This is a genomic window from Nostoc sp. 106C, assembly GCF_002154725.1.
Classification (GTDB): domain Bacteria; phylum Cyanobacteriota; class Cyanobacteriia; order Cyanobacteriales; family Nostocaceae; genus Aulosira.
The window spans coordinates 14536-36045 of record NZ_MTAW01000080.1; the positions used below are offsets into that span (position 1 = coordinate 14536).

General features: G+C 41.7%; 18 protein-coding genes. 10 read left to right on the top strand and 8 right to left on the bottom strand.

Annotation, left to right across the window (positions count from 1 at the left end; genetic code table 11):
• Positions 1–14: 14 nt before the first annotated feature.
• Positions 15–1526, bottom strand: coding sequence for an LCP family protein (locus BV375_RS08185; RefSeq protein ID WP_086759222.1), 1512 nt, complete (start codon positions 1524–1526; stop codon positions 15–17).
• A gap of 115 nt (positions 1527–1641) precedes the next feature.
• Between BV375_RS08185 and BV375_RS08190 the strand changes: the two genes are divergently transcribed.
• The 4 genes from BV375_RS08190 (at position 1642) to BV375_RS08205 (ending at position 6431) form a co-directional block, all read left to right on the top strand.
• Positions 1642–2706, top strand: coding sequence for a mannose-1-phosphate guanylyltransferase (locus BV375_RS08190; RefSeq protein WP_086759225.1), 1065 nt, complete (start codon positions 1642–1644; stop codon positions 2704–2706).
• A 219-nt stretch (positions 2707–2925) separates the two neighbouring features.
• Positions 2926–4569: an AarF/ABC1/UbiB kinase family protein gene (locus BV375_RS08195; RefSeq protein ID WP_086759322.1), complete on the top strand. Its 1644-nt coding sequence runs from the start codon at positions 2926–2928 to the stop codon at positions 4567–4569.
• Between the two features lie 5 nt (positions 4570–4574).
• The gene (locus BV375_RS08200) at positions 4575–5555 is read left to right on the top strand and encodes an ATP-binding cassette domain-containing protein (protein WP_086759324.1); all 981 of its coding nucleotides are present in this window, start codon (positions 4575–4577) and stop codon (positions 5553–5555) included.
• A gap of 87 nt (positions 5556–5642) precedes the next feature.
• The gene (locus BV375_RS08205; protein ID WP_086759228.1) at positions 5643–6431 is read left to right on the top strand and encodes an ABC-2 family transporter protein; all 789 of its coding nucleotides are present in this window, start codon (positions 5643–5645) and stop codon (positions 6429–6431) included.
• 21 nt (positions 6432–6452) lie between these two features.
• Here BV375_RS08205 and BV375_RS08210 read toward each other — a convergent pair whose 3' ends face one another.
• Both BV375_RS08210 and BV375_RS08215 read right to left on the bottom strand, forming a co-directional pair.
• Positions 6453–8141 (bottom strand): serine/threonine-protein kinase, encoded by a 1689-nt coding sequence (locus tag BV375_RS08210; protein WP_086759231.1) that lies wholly within the window; start codon positions 8139–8141, stop codon positions 6453–6455.
• Between the two features lie 79 nt (positions 8142–8220).
• Complete coding sequence (locus BV375_RS08215) at positions 8221–9057, bottom strand: alpha/beta hydrolase (protein WP_086759234.1); 837 nt, start codon at positions 9055–9057, stop codon at positions 8221–8223.
• Between the two features lie 356 nt (positions 9058–9413).
• Here BV375_RS08215 and BV375_RS08220 point away from each other — a divergent pair, with 356 nt between their 5' ends.
• The 5 genes from BV375_RS08220 (at position 9414) to BV375_RS08240 (ending at position 13534) form a co-directional block, all read left to right on the top strand.
• Positions 9414–9728: an acyl carrier protein gene (locus tag BV375_RS08220; protein ID WP_208099082.1), complete on the top strand. Its 315-nt coding sequence runs from the start codon at positions 9414–9416 to the stop codon at positions 9726–9728.
• 46 nt (positions 9729–9774) lie between these two features.
• Positions 9775–10659, top strand: coding sequence for a class I SAM-dependent methyltransferase (locus tag BV375_RS08225; protein ID WP_086759237.1), 885 nt, complete (start codon positions 9775–9777; stop codon positions 10657–10659).
• A gap of 117 nt (positions 10660–10776) precedes the next feature.
• Positions 10777–11250, top strand: coding sequence for a lipocalin-like domain-containing protein (locus tag BV375_RS08230; RefSeq protein WP_086759239.1), 474 nt, complete (start codon positions 10777–10779; stop codon positions 11248–11250).
• Positions 11234–12106, top strand: a complete 873-nt coding sequence (locus BV375_RS08235; RefSeq protein WP_086759241.1) for an alpha/beta hydrolase — start codon at positions 11234–11236, stop codon at positions 12104–12106. The genes BV375_RS08230 and BV375_RS08235 overlap by 17 nt, the downstream gene beginning before the upstream one ends.
• Before the next feature lie 66 nt (positions 12107–12172).
• A complete protein-coding gene (locus BV375_RS08240; RefSeq protein WP_086759243.1) occupies positions 12173–13534 on the top strand; it encodes an NAD(P)-binding domain-containing protein in 1362 nt (453 codons plus the stop codon).
• Between the two features lie 221 nt (positions 13535–13755).
• Here BV375_RS08240 and BV375_RS08245 read toward each other — a convergent pair whose 3' ends face one another.
• Positions 13756–14136 (bottom strand): response regulator, encoded by a 381-nt coding sequence (locus tag BV375_RS08245; RefSeq protein WP_086759246.1) that lies wholly within the window; start codon positions 14134–14136, stop codon positions 13756–13758.
• Between the two features lie 274 nt (positions 14137–14410).
• Between BV375_RS08245 and BV375_RS08250 the strand changes: the two genes are divergently transcribed.
• Complete coding sequence (locus tag BV375_RS08250) at positions 14411–16723, top strand: response regulator (RefSeq protein ID WP_086759248.1); 2313 nt, start codon at positions 14411–14413, stop codon at positions 16721–16723.
• 239 nt (positions 16724–16962) lie between these two features.
• On the opposite strand, the gene BV375_RS38075 is transcribed toward BV375_RS08250, so the two are convergent.
• The 4 genes from BV375_RS38075 to BV375_RS08270 form a co-directional block, all read right to left on the bottom strand.
• Positions 16963–17142 (bottom strand): hypothetical protein, encoded by a 180-nt coding sequence (locus BV375_RS38075; protein ID WP_243713879.1) that lies wholly within the window; start codon positions 17140–17142, stop codon positions 16963–16965.
• Between the two features lie 432 nt (positions 17143–17574).
• Positions 17575–18141: a hypothetical protein gene (locus BV375_RS08260; protein ID WP_086759252.1), complete on the bottom strand. Its 567-nt coding sequence runs from the start codon at positions 18139–18141 to the stop codon at positions 17575–17577.
• Between the two features lie 45 nt (positions 18142–18186).
• Positions 18187–19536 (bottom strand): cytochrome P450, encoded by a 1350-nt coding sequence (locus BV375_RS08265; protein WP_086759254.1) that lies wholly within the window; start codon positions 19534–19536, stop codon positions 18187–18189.
• A 68-nt stretch (positions 19537–19604) separates the two neighbouring features.
• On the bottom strand, positions 19605–21497 hold the full coding sequence (locus tag BV375_RS08270; protein WP_086759256.1) for a lipoxygenase family protein: 1893 nt from the start codon (positions 21495–21497) through the stop codon (positions 19605–19607).
• Between the last annotated feature and the right edge of the window lie 13 nt (positions 21498–21510).

Below are 21510 nucleotides of genomic sequence, written 5' to 3' on the forward strand. Positions count from 1 at the left end.
CTACTAACGAATGACTACTTCCAATCTTTACCAATTCGGATTGTCAAGTCAGATTCCAAATCACCAGTAGCTGAAACTTCGATTTGACCTAAACCAACAATTTGTTGCAGGTCAATTCCTAGTTCTCGCTTACCTTTTTGGACAATAATTTGAGTTTGGCGTTGAGTATCAGGCCAATCTGGCACTGCGTAAACACTGGTAAAACCTTTTTGTTTGAGATAATTGATAACTTTTTCAGTTAACTGAGGTTGATTAGAAGCATTTTGAATAGCAATTTTGAGTTTAGGCACTGGTCGCACATCGGGCTTAAGACCAGGTACATTTACCCCAACATAATCATTCAATAGGTTCTGTTGCCCAGTCATATTCAACCAATAACTATTGGGGTCTTGGCTGAAACGGCTGAAGCCACCAGGTAACACGGTCATTTGGAAATTATCTCTGTCTAGGTTTACAGAGAAATTCACTAATGCCATCATTTCTTCGATTTTCAGGTTGGTATCAAAGTACTTCCGCATAATCCGAGTTAATTGCGGCAACCTGGGTAAGACAGTAGGACTATTGAGGCGTTCTAGTAACGCTTTCATGAGTGCTTGCTGCCGTTGTACTCTTGGTAAATCCCCCAAACCTGAGTCGCGGTAACGCACAAATAGTTCTGCTTGTTCGCCGTTGAGAGTTTGCCAGCCGCTAACTAAATTAACTGACTGTCGGCTAGAGGTGCCTTCATAAGACATAGCTTTGGGGACAAAGACCTCTACCCCACCCAACTGATCTACCAACTGGCGTAAGCCACTGGTGGAGATCCGCATATAGCGATCGATTGGGGCATTGTTTAAAGTCCGGCTGACTACCCGCGCTGCCAAAACTGGGCCACCTTGGGCGTTAGCATCGGATACCTTTGTCAATCCCTTTTCTGGGATCGCAATCATCGTATCCCTAGGAATTGAAAGCACTTTGATCGATTTATCGCCAGGGTTAAGCCTAACCATCAGCATGGTGTCGCTTTTGCCAGCAAAACTTTCAGGTGAGCCATCAACAGTACCTCTGACTGGTTCAATCCCCATAATTAAAATATTCATGGGTCTTGAAAGCTGATACTCGGAGATTTTACCCCATAATTCCCCAGGCAGAGGGATTTTTTGCTGATCCTTAGTAGCTACTCCTGCGTCTTCATCGGTTTGATCCAGATTACTCCATAAAGGAGTCCACAACGCCAAGGTGGATACTAAAAGCCCAGATAGAACGACTCCCAAAACAACGGTTAAAATCCACAATAGCCATCGCGGCATGGTTAAGCCCAAGCGCTCATAAAGCTGATTGGGGATTTCACCTACAGACTCTACAACACCACGGGAAACATGAGCTGGTTCCTTTGGTGTAACTTCCGGCTCTGGTGCTGGTGCCTGTTGCGGTGTAACCTGATTTTCTGAGTGTTGTAATTGTTGAGGTTGAACTTCATCTAAATCTAAAACTGGTACTTGCTGAGGCGTAACTTGATTTTCCGTCCATTGCATTTGTTTAATCACAATTATCTCCCCACTCAACCACTCCCTAAAAGTATGTTAATGCAAGCTACAAATCTTGCCAGTGGATAAGCCCACTGTAAACTTGTAGTGTTCTTTAGTAGGTGTGTATGACAAAATGACTAATTCATTGTTCCCCGTGATCCTTGCTGGTGGTAAAGGTGAGCGTTTTTGGCCATTGAGTCGTTCTGGGCGACCCAAGCAATTTTTAAGCCTTGATGGTAGCTCTAGGAGCCTACTACAAGCAACCGCCGATCGACTGATAGAACTCGTAGGCGGATGGGATTCCTTGTTTGTCATAACTTCTAAACAAATAGCTGAAGGAGTGCGACAACAACTGCCACAACTGCCGTCACAAAATTTATTGATCGAGTCAGAGGGAAGAGACACTGCCGCAGCTGTTGCTTGGACAAGTTTAGAAATCAAACAGCGTTATGGAGAAGACGCTATCATCGGCTTTTTCCCCGCTGACCACTGGATTGCCGATCAAAATGCATTCACAGACACTTTAAATGCTGCAAGCTCTTTGGCGGCAAGTACAGAAGCGATTGTCACTCTGGGGATCAAACCTACTTTCCCATCAACTGGTTACGGCTATATCGAACAAGGCGCAAAAATTGGTAACTTTAATGAGTTGCCAGCTTATCACGTCAACCGCTTTACTGAAAAGCCCAACCGAGAAACGGCTGAATCTTTTTTGTCAACGGGGCGTTTTAGCTGGAATAGTGGCATGTTCGTTTTTCGAGCTGGGGTGGTTCTGAAGGAACTTTATACCCATGCACCGGAAATTATTGAACCTCTAGCACAAAATGGTCCTGATATTTATCCGCAGTTGCCTAAAAAAAGTATAGACTATGCTCTCATGGAAAAGACCACTTTAGCATATGTCTTACCAGTGGCATTTGGTTGGGATGATCTAGGCGATTGGAATGCAATTGAGCGCTTACTAAAAACAGAAGAGAATCCCAATGTAGAACTTGCTACCCATGTTGGGCTGGATACCAACGGGGCACTGCTTTACGCCACCGATCCCGAAGACGTAATTGTTACCATAGGCTTAGAGGATGTTGTGATTGTGCGCGATCGCAAAGTTACCCTCATAGTCAAAAAAGACCGTACCCAGGAAATTAAGCAGATTCTCAAAACACTCCAAAGCGATCCCCGATTCACCGACTTGCTATAGCTGTAAAAGTTAAAACCCTTGGCAGAGGCTAAAATCCTGCTAGTTTCATTATAACTTGATATAGGCGAGTGACTAGAGGCTAGGGACTGGGAAAAGGGATAAGGGGGACAAGGAGGACAAGGGGGCTACCATACCAATGCCCCATGCCCCTACCCCATACCCCATGTCCCAATGCTCAATGCTCAATGCTCAATGCCCAATGCCCCATCTCCAAAAAAAATGTTCCTCACTCAAACAGTTCCGCGTCAACGAGAAATTATCGAAGTAGTCCTGCGTAACGGTTGGGACTATATGCGTAGGCTACTTACTGGTGGCAAAGCTGATGAACCGCAGTTACCCACACCTGCGGTATTAAAAAATATCTTGGTGGATTTGGGGCCAGTCTATGTCAAACTAGGTCAGCTACTTTCTACCCGTCCAGACTTACTTAGTGCTGGCTACATTGATGAACTATCTACGCTGCAAGATGAAGTTCCACCAGTTCCCTGGACAGAAATAGAAGTACTTTTGCGCCAACAGCTAAAAACCCCGCTGGAACAAACTTTCCAGAAAATTAATCCTGTGCCGGTCGCTGCGGGATCAATTGCCCAAACACATCGAGCTACATTAGCAGACGGTAGGGAAGTTGCTTTAAAAGTACAACGTCCGGGGATCGATATTACAGTTGCCCAAGATATTGCTTTAATTCAAGGGATTGCCGATTTGGTAGCCCGAACTGATTTTGGCAAAACCTACGAAATTAAATCTACTGCCGAAGAATTTACTAAAGCATTAGAAGCCGAGTTAGATTTCACACGGGAAGCGGGATATACAGACCAACTGCGCAAGAACTTATCTCATAGCCGCTGGTTTGATCCCCAACAAATAGTAGTTGCTGAAGTCTACTGGGAATTAACTACAGAAAAATTAATGGTAATGGAGTGGCTGGAGGGCGTACCGATACTCTCAGCCAACTTCAGTAGTAATAATGGTAAAGATCCCGTTATAGAACGCAAAGCGATCACGACTTTACTATTTCGAGCTTTTTTCCAACAACTATATATAGATGGGTTTTTTCATGCCGATCCTCATCCAGGAAATTTGTTTTATCTCCAAGATGGGCGGATTGCCTTGTTAGATTGTGGTATGGTGGGCAGACTTGATCCCCGCACTCAGCAGATATTAACAGAAATGCTGTTAGCGATCGTGGATTTAGATGCTCAACGATGTGCGCAGTTAACTTTACAATTAGCAGATTCCAGCCAGCCTGTAATTTTAGCTCGCCTGGAAAATGATTATGACCGGATGCTGCGCAAGTATCTCAACATCAATTTATCGGAAATTAATTTCAGTCAAGTTATTTACGAAATTTTGCAAGTTGCCCGCAATAATAAAATTCGCTTGCCTAGTAACATGGGCTTGTATGCCAAAACCTTGGCTAATTTAGAAGGATTGGCGCGGGGATTTAACCCAGAACTGAACTTTATCGACGAAATTCAACCATTGCTCACAGACTTGTTTCGCCGCCAGTTAGTAGGAGCTAATCCTTTGCGATCGCTCTTAAGAACCGCATTGGATCTCAAAAGTCTGTCTTTACAATCGCCCCGCCAGATTGAATTGTTATTAGATCGAGTAACTTCGGAAACCTTGCAGTGGAATTTATCGCTACGGGGTTTAGATGGTGTCAGGCGTACTATGGACGATGCTGCCAACCGTCTTTCTTTTAGCATCCTGGTAGGTTCACTGATTATGGGTGCAGCAACTATTTCCAACCACGCACAGACAACTCAACTATCTTTTTTAAGCAGTGTCCTCTTTGCATTTGCTAGTTTGTTGGGGCTGTCACTCATTATTAGTATTTTGCGCTCAGGTCGTTTAAAATGAGGCCTATGCCGATAATCGTGGCTGAAAACCTGAGCAAATTTTATCCAGTGGCGGTGAAAGAGCCAGGCATTAAAGGGACAATTACCCACTTTTTCCGCCGCACCTACCGTTCAATTAAAGCAGTTCAGAATGTTTCCTTTGAAATTGCTACTGGGGAAGTAGTAGGTTTTCTAGGCCCGAATGGTGCAGGTAAAACGACCACCCTCAAAATGCTGACGGGACTGATTCATCCTTCTAGCGGTAGCGTTAGAGTAGCTGGACAGGTTCCCTTTGCTCGCCAAGAAGCATTTTTGCAAAAAATTACTTTGGTGATGGGGCAAAAGCAGCAGTTGATTTGGGATTTACCAGCCCTTGATTCTTTAAGAATTAACGCTGCTGTTTACAACATTTCTGATAACGAGTTCCGGCGGCGGGTGGGTGAATTAGCCGAGATGCTTTCTCTAGAAAGCAAGCTTACCCAACCAGTACGAAAACTGTCTTTAGGTGAACGCATGAAGGCGGAACTTTTAGCCGCACTATTGCACCGTCCCCAGGTATTGTTTTTAGATGAACCCACCTTGGGGTTAGATGTGAATGCTCAAGCAGGAGTACGAGATTTTTTACGCGAGTACAATCAGCGTTACCAAGCAACTGTGCTGTTAACTAGCCATTACATGGCTGATATTACAGCTTTATGTCAGCGAGTGCTGTTGATTCATCAAGGAGAGCTAATGTACGATGGCAGCCTAGATGAACTGCTAGAACGCTTCGCACCTTATCGAGAAATTCACGTCGAGTTAGCCCAATGTTTGCCTAAAGAAAAACTCGCATTTTATGGTGAGATGCAACTTTTAGAAGGGCGGACTGTGCGTTTTTTAGTTCCCCAAGAAGTGCTCACCCAAACGGTGTCTCAGATTTTGGCTGATTTGGAGGTAGTCGATTTAAAAGTAACTGAACCGCCTGTAGAGGAAGTTATTGGCACAGTGTTTCAGGCGGGAGTTGTATAGTAAGTGCTGAGTACTAGTAAGGTGAGCAGTGCCCACCTTACTGAATATGCATATTAATTGATAATACATTATTCCTAATTCTCATCAATGAAGCGGATTATTAGAAAAGCCTTAACTTTGCTTTCAGTTTACTACGCCTATATCCTTGAGTACCGAGCAGAAATGATTTTCTGGGTTTTGTCTGGTTCTTTACCTATTATTTTTATGGGTATTTGGATACAGGCAGCACAGAATGGACGTTTAAATTTAACACCTGTAGATTTTGCTCGTTACTTTCTAGCAGTTTTTATTATTAGGCAATTTACTGCTGTATGGGTAATTTGGGATTTTCAAAAAGAGGTAGTGGAAGGTAAATTGTCGCCCAAGCTTCTACAACCTCTCGATCCTGTATGGCATCATGTTGCAACCCACGTTGCTGATCGAGTTGCTCGCCTTCAATTTACATTTTTATTAATACTATTATTTTTCATCCTTTATCCCCAAGCCTTTTGGTTGCCCAGCTTGGGTAAATTTTTATTGTTTTTGTTATCAGTAACGTTAGCTTTTACTTTACGATTTATCATTCAATATACCTTTGCGATGTTAGCCTTTTGGACAGAACGGGCTACTGCTTTAGAAAATCTTTGGTTGTTATTTTATTTATTTTTATCTGGTTTAATTGCACCATTAGAAGTATTTCCTGAATCTGTAAGAATAGTACTTATGTGGACACCTTTTCCTTATTTAGTAGATTTCCCTGCGAGTATTTTGGTAGGTCTACCTGTAGATTTAGTCCGAGGATTTTTGTCCTTGGTAGGTTGGACGTTAATATTTTTCTTTGTAAATCGCTGGTTGTGGCGTATGGGCTTGAAGCAGTATTCTGGAATGGGAGCGTAAAATTTCACTCATACACATTGCCTACAAATTACTTGGTATTGTCTTAAACTTCTTCGCCGAACCCAAGGAATAATCTTCTAATCTAAAATCAGCAAAAGGTTTCTTCTCTAACCTATTTCTAAGCGCTTCATCCAGAATTACACCGTCTGATTTCTTCTTAACGCCAATAATAATAATACTTCTTTGATATGCAGTTAAATCTTGATTTGGCTGACAATCACTTCGTTGAAATTGCCCCATATTTAATAAGCGATAACCTTTAATACTGGGCGTATTACTGAATAATTTCTTGGCTAAAAGTTGGATTTGCTTTGAACGTTCTAGAGCACGGCGTTGTTCAACTGCTAGGTTACCCTCACAAGAAGCCGTACCTACAGAAATAATTTCGTTAGGATTTTCCATTATATTCTGTATACCTTCTTGTTCTAAATTTAACTTTAAAACTTCCAGACTGATAGTTGTATCGTTATATTTAATTTGAAAATTACTACCTAAAAGCCATTTATATTCTACTGATAAAACAGCTATGTTAAATTCTGCAATTCTCCCCTGACTATCCTTACCTTCTGCATAGGGAAAGTAATCTACTTTGCCTTTTCGTTCTGGTACTTGCCCATAATTAGGAACCAAAGGCAATTTTAAGGTTCCAAAAAATAAAGCTATTACACCCAGTAATCCTAATGATGCCAGGAGTGCTCCTAGTAATGCCAGCAGGGGCATTTTTTCTGGTTGCTTCTCTGGCGATGACAAAGTTTTGCTAGCTGGCGAAGCTAACTGTTCTGTTTGATGATTTCCTTGTATAGTTAGTTTTTCAATTTCTCCTAAACGCTGCAAAATTTCCTGGGCATTGGCGGGACGCTTTTCTATGTCCGGTGCCATTAACCAGTCGATTAAATTTAAGAGCAAGGTTGAGACATGAGTCGCACGATTCCGCCAGTGCAAAACATTATGCTGGATATCGTACATATCTAAGGGATGATATCCTGTCAGCAAAAATACAAAGGTGCGTCCCAAAGCAAAAAAATCGGATTGCGGTACAGCTTGGCCATGCATTTGTTCTGGGGCGCTATAGCCAGATGACATAATTGCATTCATCTTGGTTAAAGATTTTGCTACTTCTTTAGCTGTGCCAAAATCAATCAAGACTAAATTCCCCCAATCTTCCTTACTAAGGGGATCAACAGAAGTGCGAAGCATAATATTACATGGCTTAATATCACGATGCAGGTATTGCTTGCCATGTAATACAACTAAAATCTCTACCAACTGTTTTAACCAGGCTATAGCTTGTGCTTGAGAAATGGGGAGATTGTCTTGCTGCTTTAGCCATTGGTCTAAGTTGAGTCCGTCGATTTTTTCCATTGCCAGACAGTGCAACAGCAAACCATTTCTGGTTTGATACTGGAAGTAACCATCGACTTTGGGTATACCAGGATGATTTAACTGTTGCAGCACAGCTACCTCCTGCTGGAATAGTTCGACTACCTTAGCGTCTCCAGAAAGATCCTCCTGAAGCACCTTGAGGATTTTTGGTATGTCTTGTTCGTATGCTTCATAAACCTTACTAAAGCCAGTTTTGTCACTTAACAGGCGCATCACTCGGTAGCGACCCAGCAATTCCAAGTTGGAACCACAATTTAGGCAAAAGCGCTGTTCCTCTTGGTCTGATTGATTGGGTTGAGGACAAACGGGATTAATACAAAGGCTCATGACTAGCTAATCGGTGATATAAGGGAAGCAATCTTGTATCTGACTTCTAGCGTTCCCGTCAATGATAAGGAGATTTCTCTCATTTGTGCTGTTTTAAGAAAGCTTCCACAGTCTGGTTAAATGCTTCCGGTTGTATCAAGAAGGGCCAATGATTGCCAGGAACTTGGCAGATGCTTAAGTTTTTAAGATGAGTTTTGTAGGGTTTAAGTTGCCAATCTTGACGGTTTACGCCTTTTTCTGGTTGCACGAAGAGAGTTGGTAGATAAATTGGCTGTGTTAACCCAGCTACTCGCATCACATCTTCAAAAATGCGATCGCGGGCGGCTATAGTAAATTTGCTTCCCCAACTACCATCGGGTTTTTGTTCAATTCCGGCTTGGAAGACTTGCTGGTGTAGGGGAGTCCATCCTTGATACTGGCTTAACTGTTGCGCTTGTTGTTCAGCTTCCTCGTAACTAGCAAAAGGCCCCATGCTTTTGAGGAAAGGTAAGACGCGGTACAACATTGGAAATGTCAGCTTGAAGAAGCTGGGCATTTTCCAGATGAAGATGGGATCGACCAAAATAATACTCCGCAAACGTTCTGGATGCTGCCTTGCCCAGATAGCAGCTAGTTTACCTGTCCATGAATGACTGACAACATGGGCACTAGACCATCCTAAACGATCCATGAGGGCTTCTAAATCCGCGATCGCACTCTCAAAACTATAATCCTGTTCCGGCTTGCTACTTTCGCCATGACCGCGCATATCTGGGGCAACTATATGATAATCTGCCGCTAGATAATCCCCTAAGCTAGACCACACAAGGGCATTGTCGGCTAGACCATGTAACAGCAGTAAAGGTTCTTGACCTTGGTGCCACTCTAAGTAAGACAGTTGAAGATCAGATTTGGATAAGGTCTGACGTATAGGCATCATTACATATCCACCTACAGATAGAGAGCTTTGCGCTTATATGTTATCGCGAAAAGCCTGTAAGCTAGAAGCCTTGTCATCAGACAGATTAACACTTCAAATTGGGCAGGCGAGCCTCTTTCGGAGGAGCTTCGCTAACGCTAATAATTTCAGATGCAAGTCCAGCCTTGTCATTAACCACATTTTTGTAACAGTACATGCGATGCGTTATGCCGTAGGCTAACGCACCTGACAACTGAGGGCGATTTGCTACTTAGTCTCGACTGCTGAGATTCTTCTCCCCTAGTTCTCCCCGATTGATCTCTAATCTTTAGAGTATCAAAACAATCTTACTGACACTCAATTAGGTTTAGAAGATGGAAATGACCAGCAGCGCGATCGCAAATGATTCTTTAAACTCTCAAAAATATACTCTGAGTGCAGAGATAATTCAAGAGTCGATAGTTGCTTACATTGCCGAACTATTAGAAATTGAGCCACATCAAGTTAACGTTAAAGCTCGTTTTAATGAATACGGATTAGATTCATTGTCATCAGTCAGTTTAATTTCTCATTTAGAAAATTTAATCGGACAGGATTTATCACCAACTTTATTATATGACTTACCTAGCATCGAAGTTTTGTCACAACGTTTAGCATCAGGCACAACAAAACTCGAAATTGCTCTCTAGGTTTTTAGCAGAAAACATCAATTAATTAGTAATAGCAATAAAACTCATGAATAATACAAATACTGTGTCTCCTGGGGCTTCGCATCAAGCAATACAACACCATTACGATGTCGGAAATGATTTTTATCAACTTTGGTTAGATAGTACGATGACTTATTCCTGTGCTATTTGGGAAGAAGGCGAACCAGAAGCAGCGCTGGAATTAGCTCAAATTAGAAAGGTAGATTTTCATATTAATCAAGCCAAAGCCAAAAATGCCAAGCGTGTTTTAGATATAGGTTGTGGTTGGGGAACAGTACTCAACCGTTTAGTAGACGTACATGGAGTTGAGCAAGCTGTAGGATTGACATTAAGTGAAGCTCAAAAAAATTGGATTGCTGCTAACAACCATCCTCAAATTGAGGTTAATTTAGAAAGTTGGTTGAATTACTCACCGCTACAGCCTTTTGATGCAATTATTTCTATTGGTGCGTTTGAACATTTTGTTAAACCAGAATTATCCAGCCATGAAAAAATTGATGTTTATCGTACCTTTTTTAATCGTTGTCATCAATGGTTAAATCCAGCTGGCTCGATGTCAATTCAAACTATTGCCTATGGTAAAAGAAAACCAGAAGAGGTGCAAAAAACTTTAGGTGCTCAGTTTGCCAACCAAGAAATATTTCCTGAGTCTGATTCCCCACGACTAGCAGAAATTACCGCCGCCGCAGAAGGTATTTTTGAAGTAATTACAATTCGCAACGATCGCCTAGATTATGTCCGCACTCTGCAAGCGTGGTTGACTAACTTAAAAAGCAAGCGTACAGAAATCATAAATTTGGTTGGCAAAACTGTCTTTGATCGCTATGAACGTTATCTATATCTGGCATTGCTGGGCTTTTTAACCGGAGATTTACTACTTTTACGGTTAACTTTTCGCCGTATTGATTAAAAGATTTAATTTGCAGATTTCTTTGTTTGGCTTGTCATTTTTTATTTGTAAGTTGAAATGACGGTAAACATCGAAATCATCTTCTATCAAAACATATCATGTAGGACTTTCAAGAACATGACAAATAATCTGGTGGGTACTTGGAAACTTCTTAGCTGTGAAACTAGAACTGCAAATGGTCAAATTTTTTATCCTTTAGGAGACAATCCCAGTGGCTACATTATTTATACAGATAATGGTTACGTTTCAGTAGCCATGATGAGAGCGAACCGTCCTCAATTTCAAGCAGGAGATATTGCTGCTGGAACTGTTGAGGAAAAGGTGGCGGCGGCTGACAGTTATATTTCCTATTGTGGAACTTACGAATTCCAAGCTGATAAAGTTATTCATCATGTTGAAGTCAGCTTTTTCCCTAATTGGGTAGGTGCGAATCAAGTTCGTTTTGCACAATTTAATGGCGAACAACTTACTTTAAGAACACCTCCTATTCTCGTTAATGGTATTGAGATTGTCGGTAACTTAATATGGCAGCGTGTCGGTAGCATAAATTCGGAGAAAGAATTAGTTTCCTCTCATGCCAGAGTACATTGAAGTTGGCGAACAAGAGTTGATAGCAATAGCCGCAAATCAAAATCAATCAAGGATACCAATTATTTTCCTGCATGGGATAACGCTGTCTGTTAACTTTTGGACAGCCAACTTACCACCCATAGTTAGAGAAAATCTGCCTTGGTATTCTCTCAGTTTACCTGGTCATTATCCAACCTACTATCAAACTGAGTTACTAAACGTAGATATGTTAGCTGAAGTCCTGATGAGTGCAATTCACAAGTTAGTAGGTAAGCAGCCAGTGGCTTTAGTTGGATACTCAGCAGGTGGCTTTGTAGCTTTAAACCTTGCGGCTCATTTTCCAGATTACATCAAAGGTGTTTTCTGTATTTCTGGTTTTTCTCAAGGAAGATGGCAAGGTTTATTAGGATGGTTGCAAAAATTATCACAAAGCGGTGCAATGGGGAAGTTACTTTGTAAAATTCTTTGCAAAATGTTCATGCTCAATCAAGCCTTATACAAATTAGCGAGTAGTATGAACGCAGGCGATCGCCAAACTTACTGGAATGCACCTACCCTACAAACAACAGTTGACGCCGTGTATCCAGATGTCATCAAACACAATCTCAACAATCTTGTTAACTTGTTTGAGTGCTTTGCAGATATGGATATTAGCCACCTCCTAGCCAATATTCGAGTCCCTACCCTCATTTTGAGTGGCGATCGCGATCCTATTATCCCTCTCGAACACGCAAAATTCCTAGCTAGCCGTATTCCTGACGCTGAACTAATCGTATTACAAGGCATGGGTCATATGTTTTTTGCCGAGCGATCGCTTGCTTACCAAAATCTTTTGACAAGTTGGATAGAAACAAAGCTATGCAATCCTAACCAATAAAAATTCAGAAACTTTTAAATTAGATAAGTAATAAAAATAACAATTATCTTTCAAGGAATTACTATCATGGCTCTCGATCGCGTTTGTATTATCGGTGCTGGTTCATCTGGGATTGCTGCTGCTAAAATTTTGCACGAGCGCGGAATTGCTTTTGACTGCTTTGAAAAAGGTTCTGGGATTGGTGGTAACTGGCGTTACATGAATGATAACGGCATGTCGTCAGCTTATAAATCCTTGCATATCAATTCATCTAAGGGCCAGATGTCCTACTCTGATTTTCCCATGCCAGAGGACTACCCGCAGTATGCCAATCACAGCCAAGTTCTCAAATATTTCGAGTCTTATGTTGACCATTTTGGGTTTCGGGACAAAATCACCTTCAAAACTGAAGTTAGTCGCGTTGCGCCAGTTGGCGATGGTACTTACGATGTCACTATTAAAAACGCCAACGGGGAACGCACACAGCGCTATGGAGCAGTAATCGTTGCTAATGGTCATCACTGGTGCCCAAATTTGCCTAAATTCCCTGGAGAATTTACAGGAAAGACAATGCACACTCACGATTATAAAACTCCTGACGGAATGGCTGACAAAAATATCTTGGTTGTAGGTGTTGGTAATTCAGCCTGTGATATCGCCTGTGAGACTTCACGGGTTGCAAATCAAACTTATCTCTCTACTCGTCGCAGCGCCTATGTTTTACCAAAGTACATTTTAGGTAAAACTCTTGATAGTTACCTCACACCTTTATTTTTTGCGTTGCCATTACCTTTGAGACGATTATATGGTCAATTCCTTTTATATCTAGCTCGCGGCCCTCAATCTGCTTATGGTTTTCCCAATCCCACTCATAAGTTCTTGAGTGAACATCCCACCATCTCCTCAGAGTTACTAAATTTTGTTGGCTACGGTAAAGTAAAAATCAAACCAAACATCAAAGAACTTGCAGGCGATCGCGTGCGTTTTGAAGATGGAACAGAACAGCCAATAGACATTATTATTTACGGTACAGGTTATAAAATAGCTTTTCCGTTTTTTGACAAAAATTTTATTAATCCCCAGGACAATGAATTTCCTTTGTACAAGCGAGTTGTACACCCAGAACATCCAAATCTCTACTTTCTTGGTCTGTTGCAACCCATAGGTGCAATTATGCCTTTAGCTGAGTGGCAATCTAAGTGGATTGCTGAAGTAATAGCCAAAAATGTCAGTTTACCCAACAAAGCAGAGATGTTGCAGGGTATAGAAAAAGAACGACGACTGTTGCAAAAACAATATGTCAATTCCAAACGACACACAATGCAGGTAGATTTTTGTCCTTACATCGATGAAATTAAAAAAGAGATGAAAAGAGGACGCAAACGCAAGAATTATAATTTTTTATCTCTATTTTCTGGCGATCGCACTGTAGCAGAACGCTTGGCATAAGGTCAATTTTTAAATATTAACTTTGGAGAGCGGAATTAAAAATAAGTAGAACGTTGTGGAAAAACAAAACTATGTTAATAAAAATCAAATAGGCTTAAACCCTATTCCCTAGTGCCTCCTGCCTTCTGCCTCATCCCAACGATAAATATTCACGCCGACCTACTTAGTAGCAATATAAAGGTTGATGATTTTATTCACAAACCTGTTGAACTAATCTACAGCTATTCGTTGTTGTCAGCTTGTAGAATCTCGTGAACTATTTCAACTAGGTCATCACTATTAACAGGTTTGTGGAGAACTCCATTAACTTTTATATTGGTTAACTCTGGTACAATCATTTCTTTATACGCTGTAATCAGCAAAATAGGTAGAGTTTGCAAATGTTTAACTTGCCGTATAAGCCTAACTACTTCAAAACCATTCATTTCTGGTAGCATTACATCTAGCAGTAGCAGATCTGGTTTATGGAATTTAATTTTATTGATTGCTTCTACTCCAGATGTGACAAACTCAACTTTATATCCTTCTGTTTCTAAAATTACTTGCAGGAGAATACAATTATCAACCAGATCATCACAAATAAGGATGTGTTTCCTTAACATTACTTGGTATTACTCCTTCATGCTCTATTTCATATTTGACCTAGAAGATTTTCTTTAGTTACCATATTTTTGACCTAATTCCAATATTTACTATTGCAATCTTTAGATTTACACGTCATTCATAACGTGTTATTAAACATTAAAAAACTGCAAGCGATCGCCTACGCTATAAAGATGGTACAAACGAACCAATAGATATTATTATTGACGATACAGGTCATAGGTGCATCGAAAAACAAGACGGTAACTCAAGTTATTGAAGACTACTTTAGTAATGAAAATCTTGCTAATCGAAGATGACGAAGTTTTAGTCAGTATCTTATTACATTCTCTGACTCAACAACATTATGTGGTTGACATCGCACAAGATGGATACGTTGGTTGGGAATACACTCAAAGTTATAACTATGATTTGATATTAATTGATGTGGGATTGCCGAAACTGGATGGGATTACGTTATGTCAACGCTTACGCTCCCACGGTTGTTCTACTCCGATTTTGTTAATTACAGCCAAAGATGCAACTAGCGATCGCATTCGTGGACTCGATGCTGGCGCAGATGATTATCTAATTAAACCTTTAGATTTGGGCGAACTCCAAGCAAGGGTAAGGGCGCTATTACGTCGGGGTGATGCTCCTCGTTCCTTAGTACTAGAAATTGGAGGCTTGCGGCTCGATCCAAGTAGCTGTCAAGTAATATTTAACAATCACTTACTTGATTTAACACCCAAAGAATACAGTCTTCTAGAGCTATTTATCCGCAACCCTTCAAGGGTTTTCAGCCGGGGGAATATTATCGAGCATCTCTGGACTTTTGATGATCCACCTCAAGAAGAAAGTGTAAAATCGCACATTAAAGGCTTACGACAAAAGTTGAAAGCAGCCGGAGCCGTAGATTGGATCGAAAACGTTTATGGTTTGGGATATCGGTTGAACCCGTCTGTGAAAGAAGAAAAGCAGAAGGGGAGCACGGGAGAAAAAGAAAAATCCTCAGTCTCTAATTATAGTATTGAACAGCAGTTCAACCAGGCAATGAGTGGGTTGTGGAATCAATATCAGGGGCTGATGCAGCAACGGATGTTAGTACTGCAACAAGCCGCCGCCGCACTCTCTAGCAATCTTACTCAAGAGTTACGCCAATCCGCACAAAAAGAGGCGCACAAGCTAGCTGGTGTCTTGGGAATGTTTGAGCAAGAAACTGGTACTCAAATAGCGCGGGAAATTGAACGGATTCTTAGCAAAGATGGTAACTTGTCTCCAGCCCAAAAAAGTCAGTTGCGATCGCAAATTCAAGAGTTGGGTAACTTAATCAACTTGATGGGGCAAAAGGTCGATAATTCAACTGCCAACTCGATTGCAGAAGAAATTAGTACGCGATTACTACTAATTGACCCCAATCCCCAACTGGGTTTTCAGTTGCAACAACTCGTTGAGAACTTAGGAATGTGTTGGCAGCAAATTACCAACTTAGAGGATGCAAAAAACTTACTACAAACTACATCACCAGATTTAGTGGTGCTCAATGTAGGTGAGGTGGGGTGTAGGGAAAAATGTTTGGTACTTCTATCAGAGTTAGCAACTCGTACTCCTCCTATACCCGTGCTGGTGCTGGCTGCTGCTGATGAGCTAGTAGAGCGCGTAACTTTGGCTCAGTATGGGGCAAGAGGTTTTTTAGCCAAGCCTGTAACAGCTGCTCAAGTCTGGGATATTTCATCTCAACTATTACAGCGTACCCATTCTCTGCGGGTAAATGTATTAGTAGTGGATGACGATCCTGTGGTTTTAACCGCATTGCGCCCAATGTTAGAACCTTGGGGTATGCGAATTACAGGATTAGACGAGCCGCTGCGTTTCTGGGAGGTACTGCAATCTACCACACCAGATTTGTTGATTTTGGATGTGGAAATGCCGCAAATAAGCGGCATAGAACTGTGCCAAGCAGTTCGCATCGATCCGCAATGGCAGGAATTACCGATTGTGTTTCTTACCGCACACCGGGAAATAGAAACCGTGCAGCAAGTGTTTGCAGTTGGTGGAGATGACTATGTAGTTAAACCTGTTGTCGGGGCAGAACTTTTAGCAAGAATTACCCATCGCCTAGAACGCAGTCGCTTACTCCAGTCCCTCGCTACCAAAGATCCCCTAACCGGATTAGCAAATCAGTTACAGTCTAGCCGTGACTTACAACGGTTGATCGTTCAAGCTCAGAAGCATCAACACTCGGTTTGCTTAGCGATATTAACTGTAACTGATTTACGCCAAATAAATAGCAAGTATGGGCATGAAACTGGTAACCAAGTATTGCAACGATGGAGTCGTCTATTTCAATTGGCATTTTATAGTGGTGAAGTACTAGGTTATTGGGGCAATGGGGAATTTATGGTAGGAGTTGCTGGGTTAACAAAAATAGAAGTAAAAGACCGCCTCGGTAATATTTTAACTACCCTCCGCCAGCAAATCTTCACAGCCCCCGCAGGCGATCGCTTTCAAGTAGGATGTAATTTTGCTGTGGTTGAGTACCCCCATGATGGACTAACGATCCAATCTTTATACCAAGTTGCTAATACCTCGGAGCGGAATTTGTAATTAGCTTTTTGCAAGAGTTTCAGACATTGCCAATGGGTGGTTTATTCACCTCGTGCTGTACTATTTTTATTTTCTCACTCTCAGCAGAGTAAACATATAACCCACCCCAAATGCTTCAATTATCCAAAAAATATTTTTAGGATATAGGTAACGAGTGCGACCAAGCAATAGAAAAGCATCCAGATCTAGCTAGGATGCCTTTGCTAAACAGTACTATGAAAGCGAGATTAATACTTTAGTTACCTATCTGTCATTTCTATAATATCTGTCGTCGTATCTGTCGTTTCTATAGTATCTGTCATCGTATCTGTCGTTGCTATCGTATCTGTCGTTATATCGGTCATTTCTGTTGTATCTATCGTATCTGTTGTTTCTGTTGTTTCTGCGATCGCCAACTGAGAACTGAGCTCGGCAACCATTTCTTACCCAAATACGATTTCTGTTAGCTCCCCAATTGTCTCTACAACTGGCGCTAGATAATTGCCTGATCAGGCGCACTCGACCTGTCGTAGATACCGCACAACTAGTGCGCCGATTATTCTGGCTTTCACAAGTTATTACCTGCTGAGCTGAAGCTGGGCTAGCAATGCTTAAAAGGGTACCTATACTAAGGCTGGCAACCATGAAGGTGGCAGCAATTGCTGGAAAGCGGATAATCATATTAAATGTTAGATGGTTTCAAAAAATATTTAGTTGGCTACTATTTTAATCTATATTTTGCAACAGTAAATCTACCCTAAGATTATGTTCTTAGAGGATTATTTTTTGTTGTCGTAAATTAATTACGGGAAAATAAGGCTTTAAGGGAGCCATCGGCCGCTTTGGGCTAACGCACTCCCAACTTCTATTGACTACTTATCTTTTGAATTCCTAACAATTACCAAACACTCGTTTTGTACCTTAGCAAGCATATCAGTGAAGGCGGGAGTATAGCGACTATTTTCATCGACAATTTTACGCAGTGTATAATCACCAAGCCCTGGAATAACTCCAAACCAAACGTTCTTGCGTTGCCAGATCTCTCCATTTTGAGAATTTTCGTCTTGATTCATTGTGAAATCTGCAATCCACTTAGGAATCGGCAGCCCAAAGGCAAAGGGTAGAATTTGCGATCGCCGCAAGGTTTCATCTTCAAACTGAATTTTGTAAGTAAACCGAGCCAATTGAGCACCAACAAGTAATAGCCATCCCAGAATCGAGTTATGAAAAGTCCACTGCACAGGGGCAAAGACAGGTAAAACCAAACTCAGGTTTTGCGTGTCCCATTCTAAGTTGTACATTGTGATGCAAGTATCAGGCAGCGGATTGCCATCCATAAAGAATACACCCTTGAGAGGTGTTGGTAAGTTTGTTTGCGTGATCGGGAGCATCCAGGTTGCAATATTGTCGAGTTGCTTTTTCTTGATTGATTCAATCATTACCTTTTTCCTGTTTTGCAAGTCATGTCAAATCTTCTCTAGTACTCACCGTCTTTGAGAAAAGCCTTGTAACACTAAATTATTGGGAGTAACAGCAGTGACTTTTTCAAAATCCCACTTTACTTCTGTAAATGAGTTCCATTGATAATTTTTCAGCAGATATAGACAAAACATTTGAATTAAGCCAATCGATAAAGATTTGCCAGGACAAACCCGCTCATGCCCCTCACCATTCCAAGATAAGATATCAGAGAAATCCCGCGTCACGTCAAAATTATCTGGATGTTTGTATCTGTTTGCATCTCGATTAGCTGTAAAGATAGAGCCAAGTAAACGAGTTCCCCTTTGGAATGGACAACGCTGCGCGCCAATTTCAACTTCACCCTTTTCAGTGGTAAGTTGACTAACAAATCGCACCGGTGGATAAAGACGAGCTGTTTCTAGAATTACTTTATTAATCAGTTTTGACTGCTCTAAAGCATATCCGTTGCGAGTATTGTTTCCATCCCAGATAGCATTAATCTCTGAAATTGCGTCATTTCTTAAGGCATTATCCAAGCATAAAACACCAATAACAGATCCCAAAAGCGCACTCGTGCCAGCAGTACCAGCAATATGAATCATATCGAATAGACTATTAGCAATTTGGTGTTCGTTCAACTGATACTGGGCACCTGTGGCTAGATATGATGACCATTTTGGCGATTGTTTGTATCGCTCAATTAAACGTTGGCGATGACGAATATTTGCTGCTGTTTTGGAAGCCAGCACATACTTGCTAATGAAATTTGGTAAGGATGCCAGAGCCAGACCTTTAATGTAAGCACCCGATGCAGTAATTTCTTCCTCAGATAATGAAATTTGGAAAACAAGTTCGTGCAAAATTGCCAGCATCATCCTGGGCAAATCGTTACCGATATGTAATTGATTTTGTGCCGCAGCTTTTGACAGCGATTTATTAACTAACTGCCCTAAAGTCTCTGCCTCTTCAAAGGGATCTGGCAAAGCTTGCAAGAACACAGCACGAACTCCTGTATGTTCATTACCGTTCATTCCCAAGCTCAGCGGATTGTCGAGCATGTAGCTAGGGGCTAAAATTCTAATAATGCCTAAATCATTTCCCCTTACTTGAGGTTCAATCTGCATCAGTTTCCTCACTTGAGAATGAGAGGAATGCATAATTGCCTGGTCTACAGCAAAAAATTTATCTCCGATATTGTCCTTGCGGATGTAGAGAAAGTCCCTCCATGCGTTGAGCATGATCGCAGCATCCATATAATAGAGACCTAAGCGCAGCAACTTGCCAATGGGAGTGTTATAACCAACTTTGGCTAGAATACGTGAAAACCGGATTTGGCGGCTGTGGGCTTTGAGGACTTTATCTTTGAGTTCCATAATGTTCAATAAAGGGGACTAGGGACGCGGAGAATAACAAATGACTCTTGATTCTTGACTCTTGACGTTTAAATATTAATGCTTTGCGGAATTCTAGAAGGGAGCAGATACTCATAGGTTGGACGGCTCAAGTTGCGCTGATTGATCTTATGTTCAACCTGCTGGAGATTGTTTTGGAATGTCTGCAAAAAGGATAGTACACGCTGATCGCTAAAGTATCTCTGCGGATATTCGCCAAGCTTGTTGTAATATACAGAACCTAATAAACCGAGTAGGTTATATTGCCGTTGTGCCTGATTTAGAGGTGAAAGTAAATTCAGGTAGTCTTGCTCACTAATTTCTTCTTTGAGCGTTGAGGCTGGCAAATAACCAGCTAATGGCATGGCAGCAGCATAGCCCATGAGATCTTTCTGGGGAAAGTTAACCGCAGCGTGTTGTGCGCTGGCTGTGAAAATAATCAACGTAGCCGCATCTACTAAATATTCTCGCGTCTGGATACGTCCATCTTCACCAAAATCGCTGATGCGTCCACCATCGTAAGCTTGGACTTCAGTTGCCCACGCCTGGAGGGCTGCATCATTCTGAATATCCTTATCTGTAGCGTAGTAAAGGTTGAGGTAGTCCGAAACCCACCGATGAATGGCATCCCATACTAACAGTGCATCATCTCGGTAAGGATAAACAGGTAGCAAATTAGGATCATCTACGCCGCGCTGCTGGAATTGCTTCCGTAACATGGCACTATTAAAGCCATAGCTTTGCAACCCGCGCACTGCTAAAACCCGAGAGTTATCGATTGTCGATGAGAGCAATCTATCGACCCCACCGCCAGGAGCGATTAAAATTCGTTGGGCTGCATCGTTAATTGCTAAGGTGCCTTCAAAATGGGGGCGTAGCAATAACCTGAGTGGATGAGTAGCTGGTAGTTGCCGATAGGTAGCCATCACAAAAGCACCAACGAACAGGTGCGTTCTGGCTAGGTGAGTGACTGGTTCGTGGAAGTTGGCATCTGCTATTTGAACAATAGTTTTGGCAAACAGCCAAGCGTACTTACCAGAGTTAGGAGTAATAATTGGGTAATCGGGACCTGGAGTTTGGCCGCCTTGAATGGCTACTGGACGCAGTAGACGTGTGGGGTTTGAGCCTTTGGGTAAGGCAAACAGTGCTAGGGGCGCATAGACATATTTTTGCTCGTAAGGGTATGTACCGTTGATTGCACCCTCGAAAATTCCATAATCTGCTAGGTAAAGCCTTCCTTCTTCCCCTGCGGCTTGTAATGAATCGTCACTTCCCATCACTCCTTGGTAATGTTCGTCCGTGACTGGGAAGCAATCGCTCAGGCTGGTTACTCGCTCAATCATCACCGGATTGTAGCCAGCTACTCGCATGTAAGCAAAGACTTCATCTTCTTGGAAAGTTTTGCCAATTCTCGGCACTCCAATCACCGGAAACAACTTTTCATAATCATTCAGGTTGGTCACATGACCTGTAGGATGTCCTTCATACAGCAGCTCAATAACCTGATTTAGGGCATCTCTGAGAATTACAAGTCCGTTTTCCTTAAGAATAGAAAATAACAAATCGTCGAGTTCTCTAAAATCTTTAGATATTCCTTTAATTAAAAACTGAGGAACAATTTGCAGCAGCCTAGCAATAATACTGATATTGAAAGGTATCGCCCCCTTGAGCAACGCTTCCCAGATAAACATTTTGACATCGTCGCGGATCGACTTGGAACCGCGATTGCCTCGGTTGGTAATTAAGGTATTGATGAAAATATCTCGTAACTGCTGGGCTAACAAAAAATACCAGTTAGTAGTGAACCGTTCCGCCGGAGGAAGCTCATCCACCATAGCAATTGGTGGAATATGGGTGTAGTTATATTGATATTCCTGCCTAGTAACCTCCAGAGTCGTAGTAACGGGGAGACTTATTAAATTATTTGGTGATGAAGCAGTCATGGATCTTCTTGCA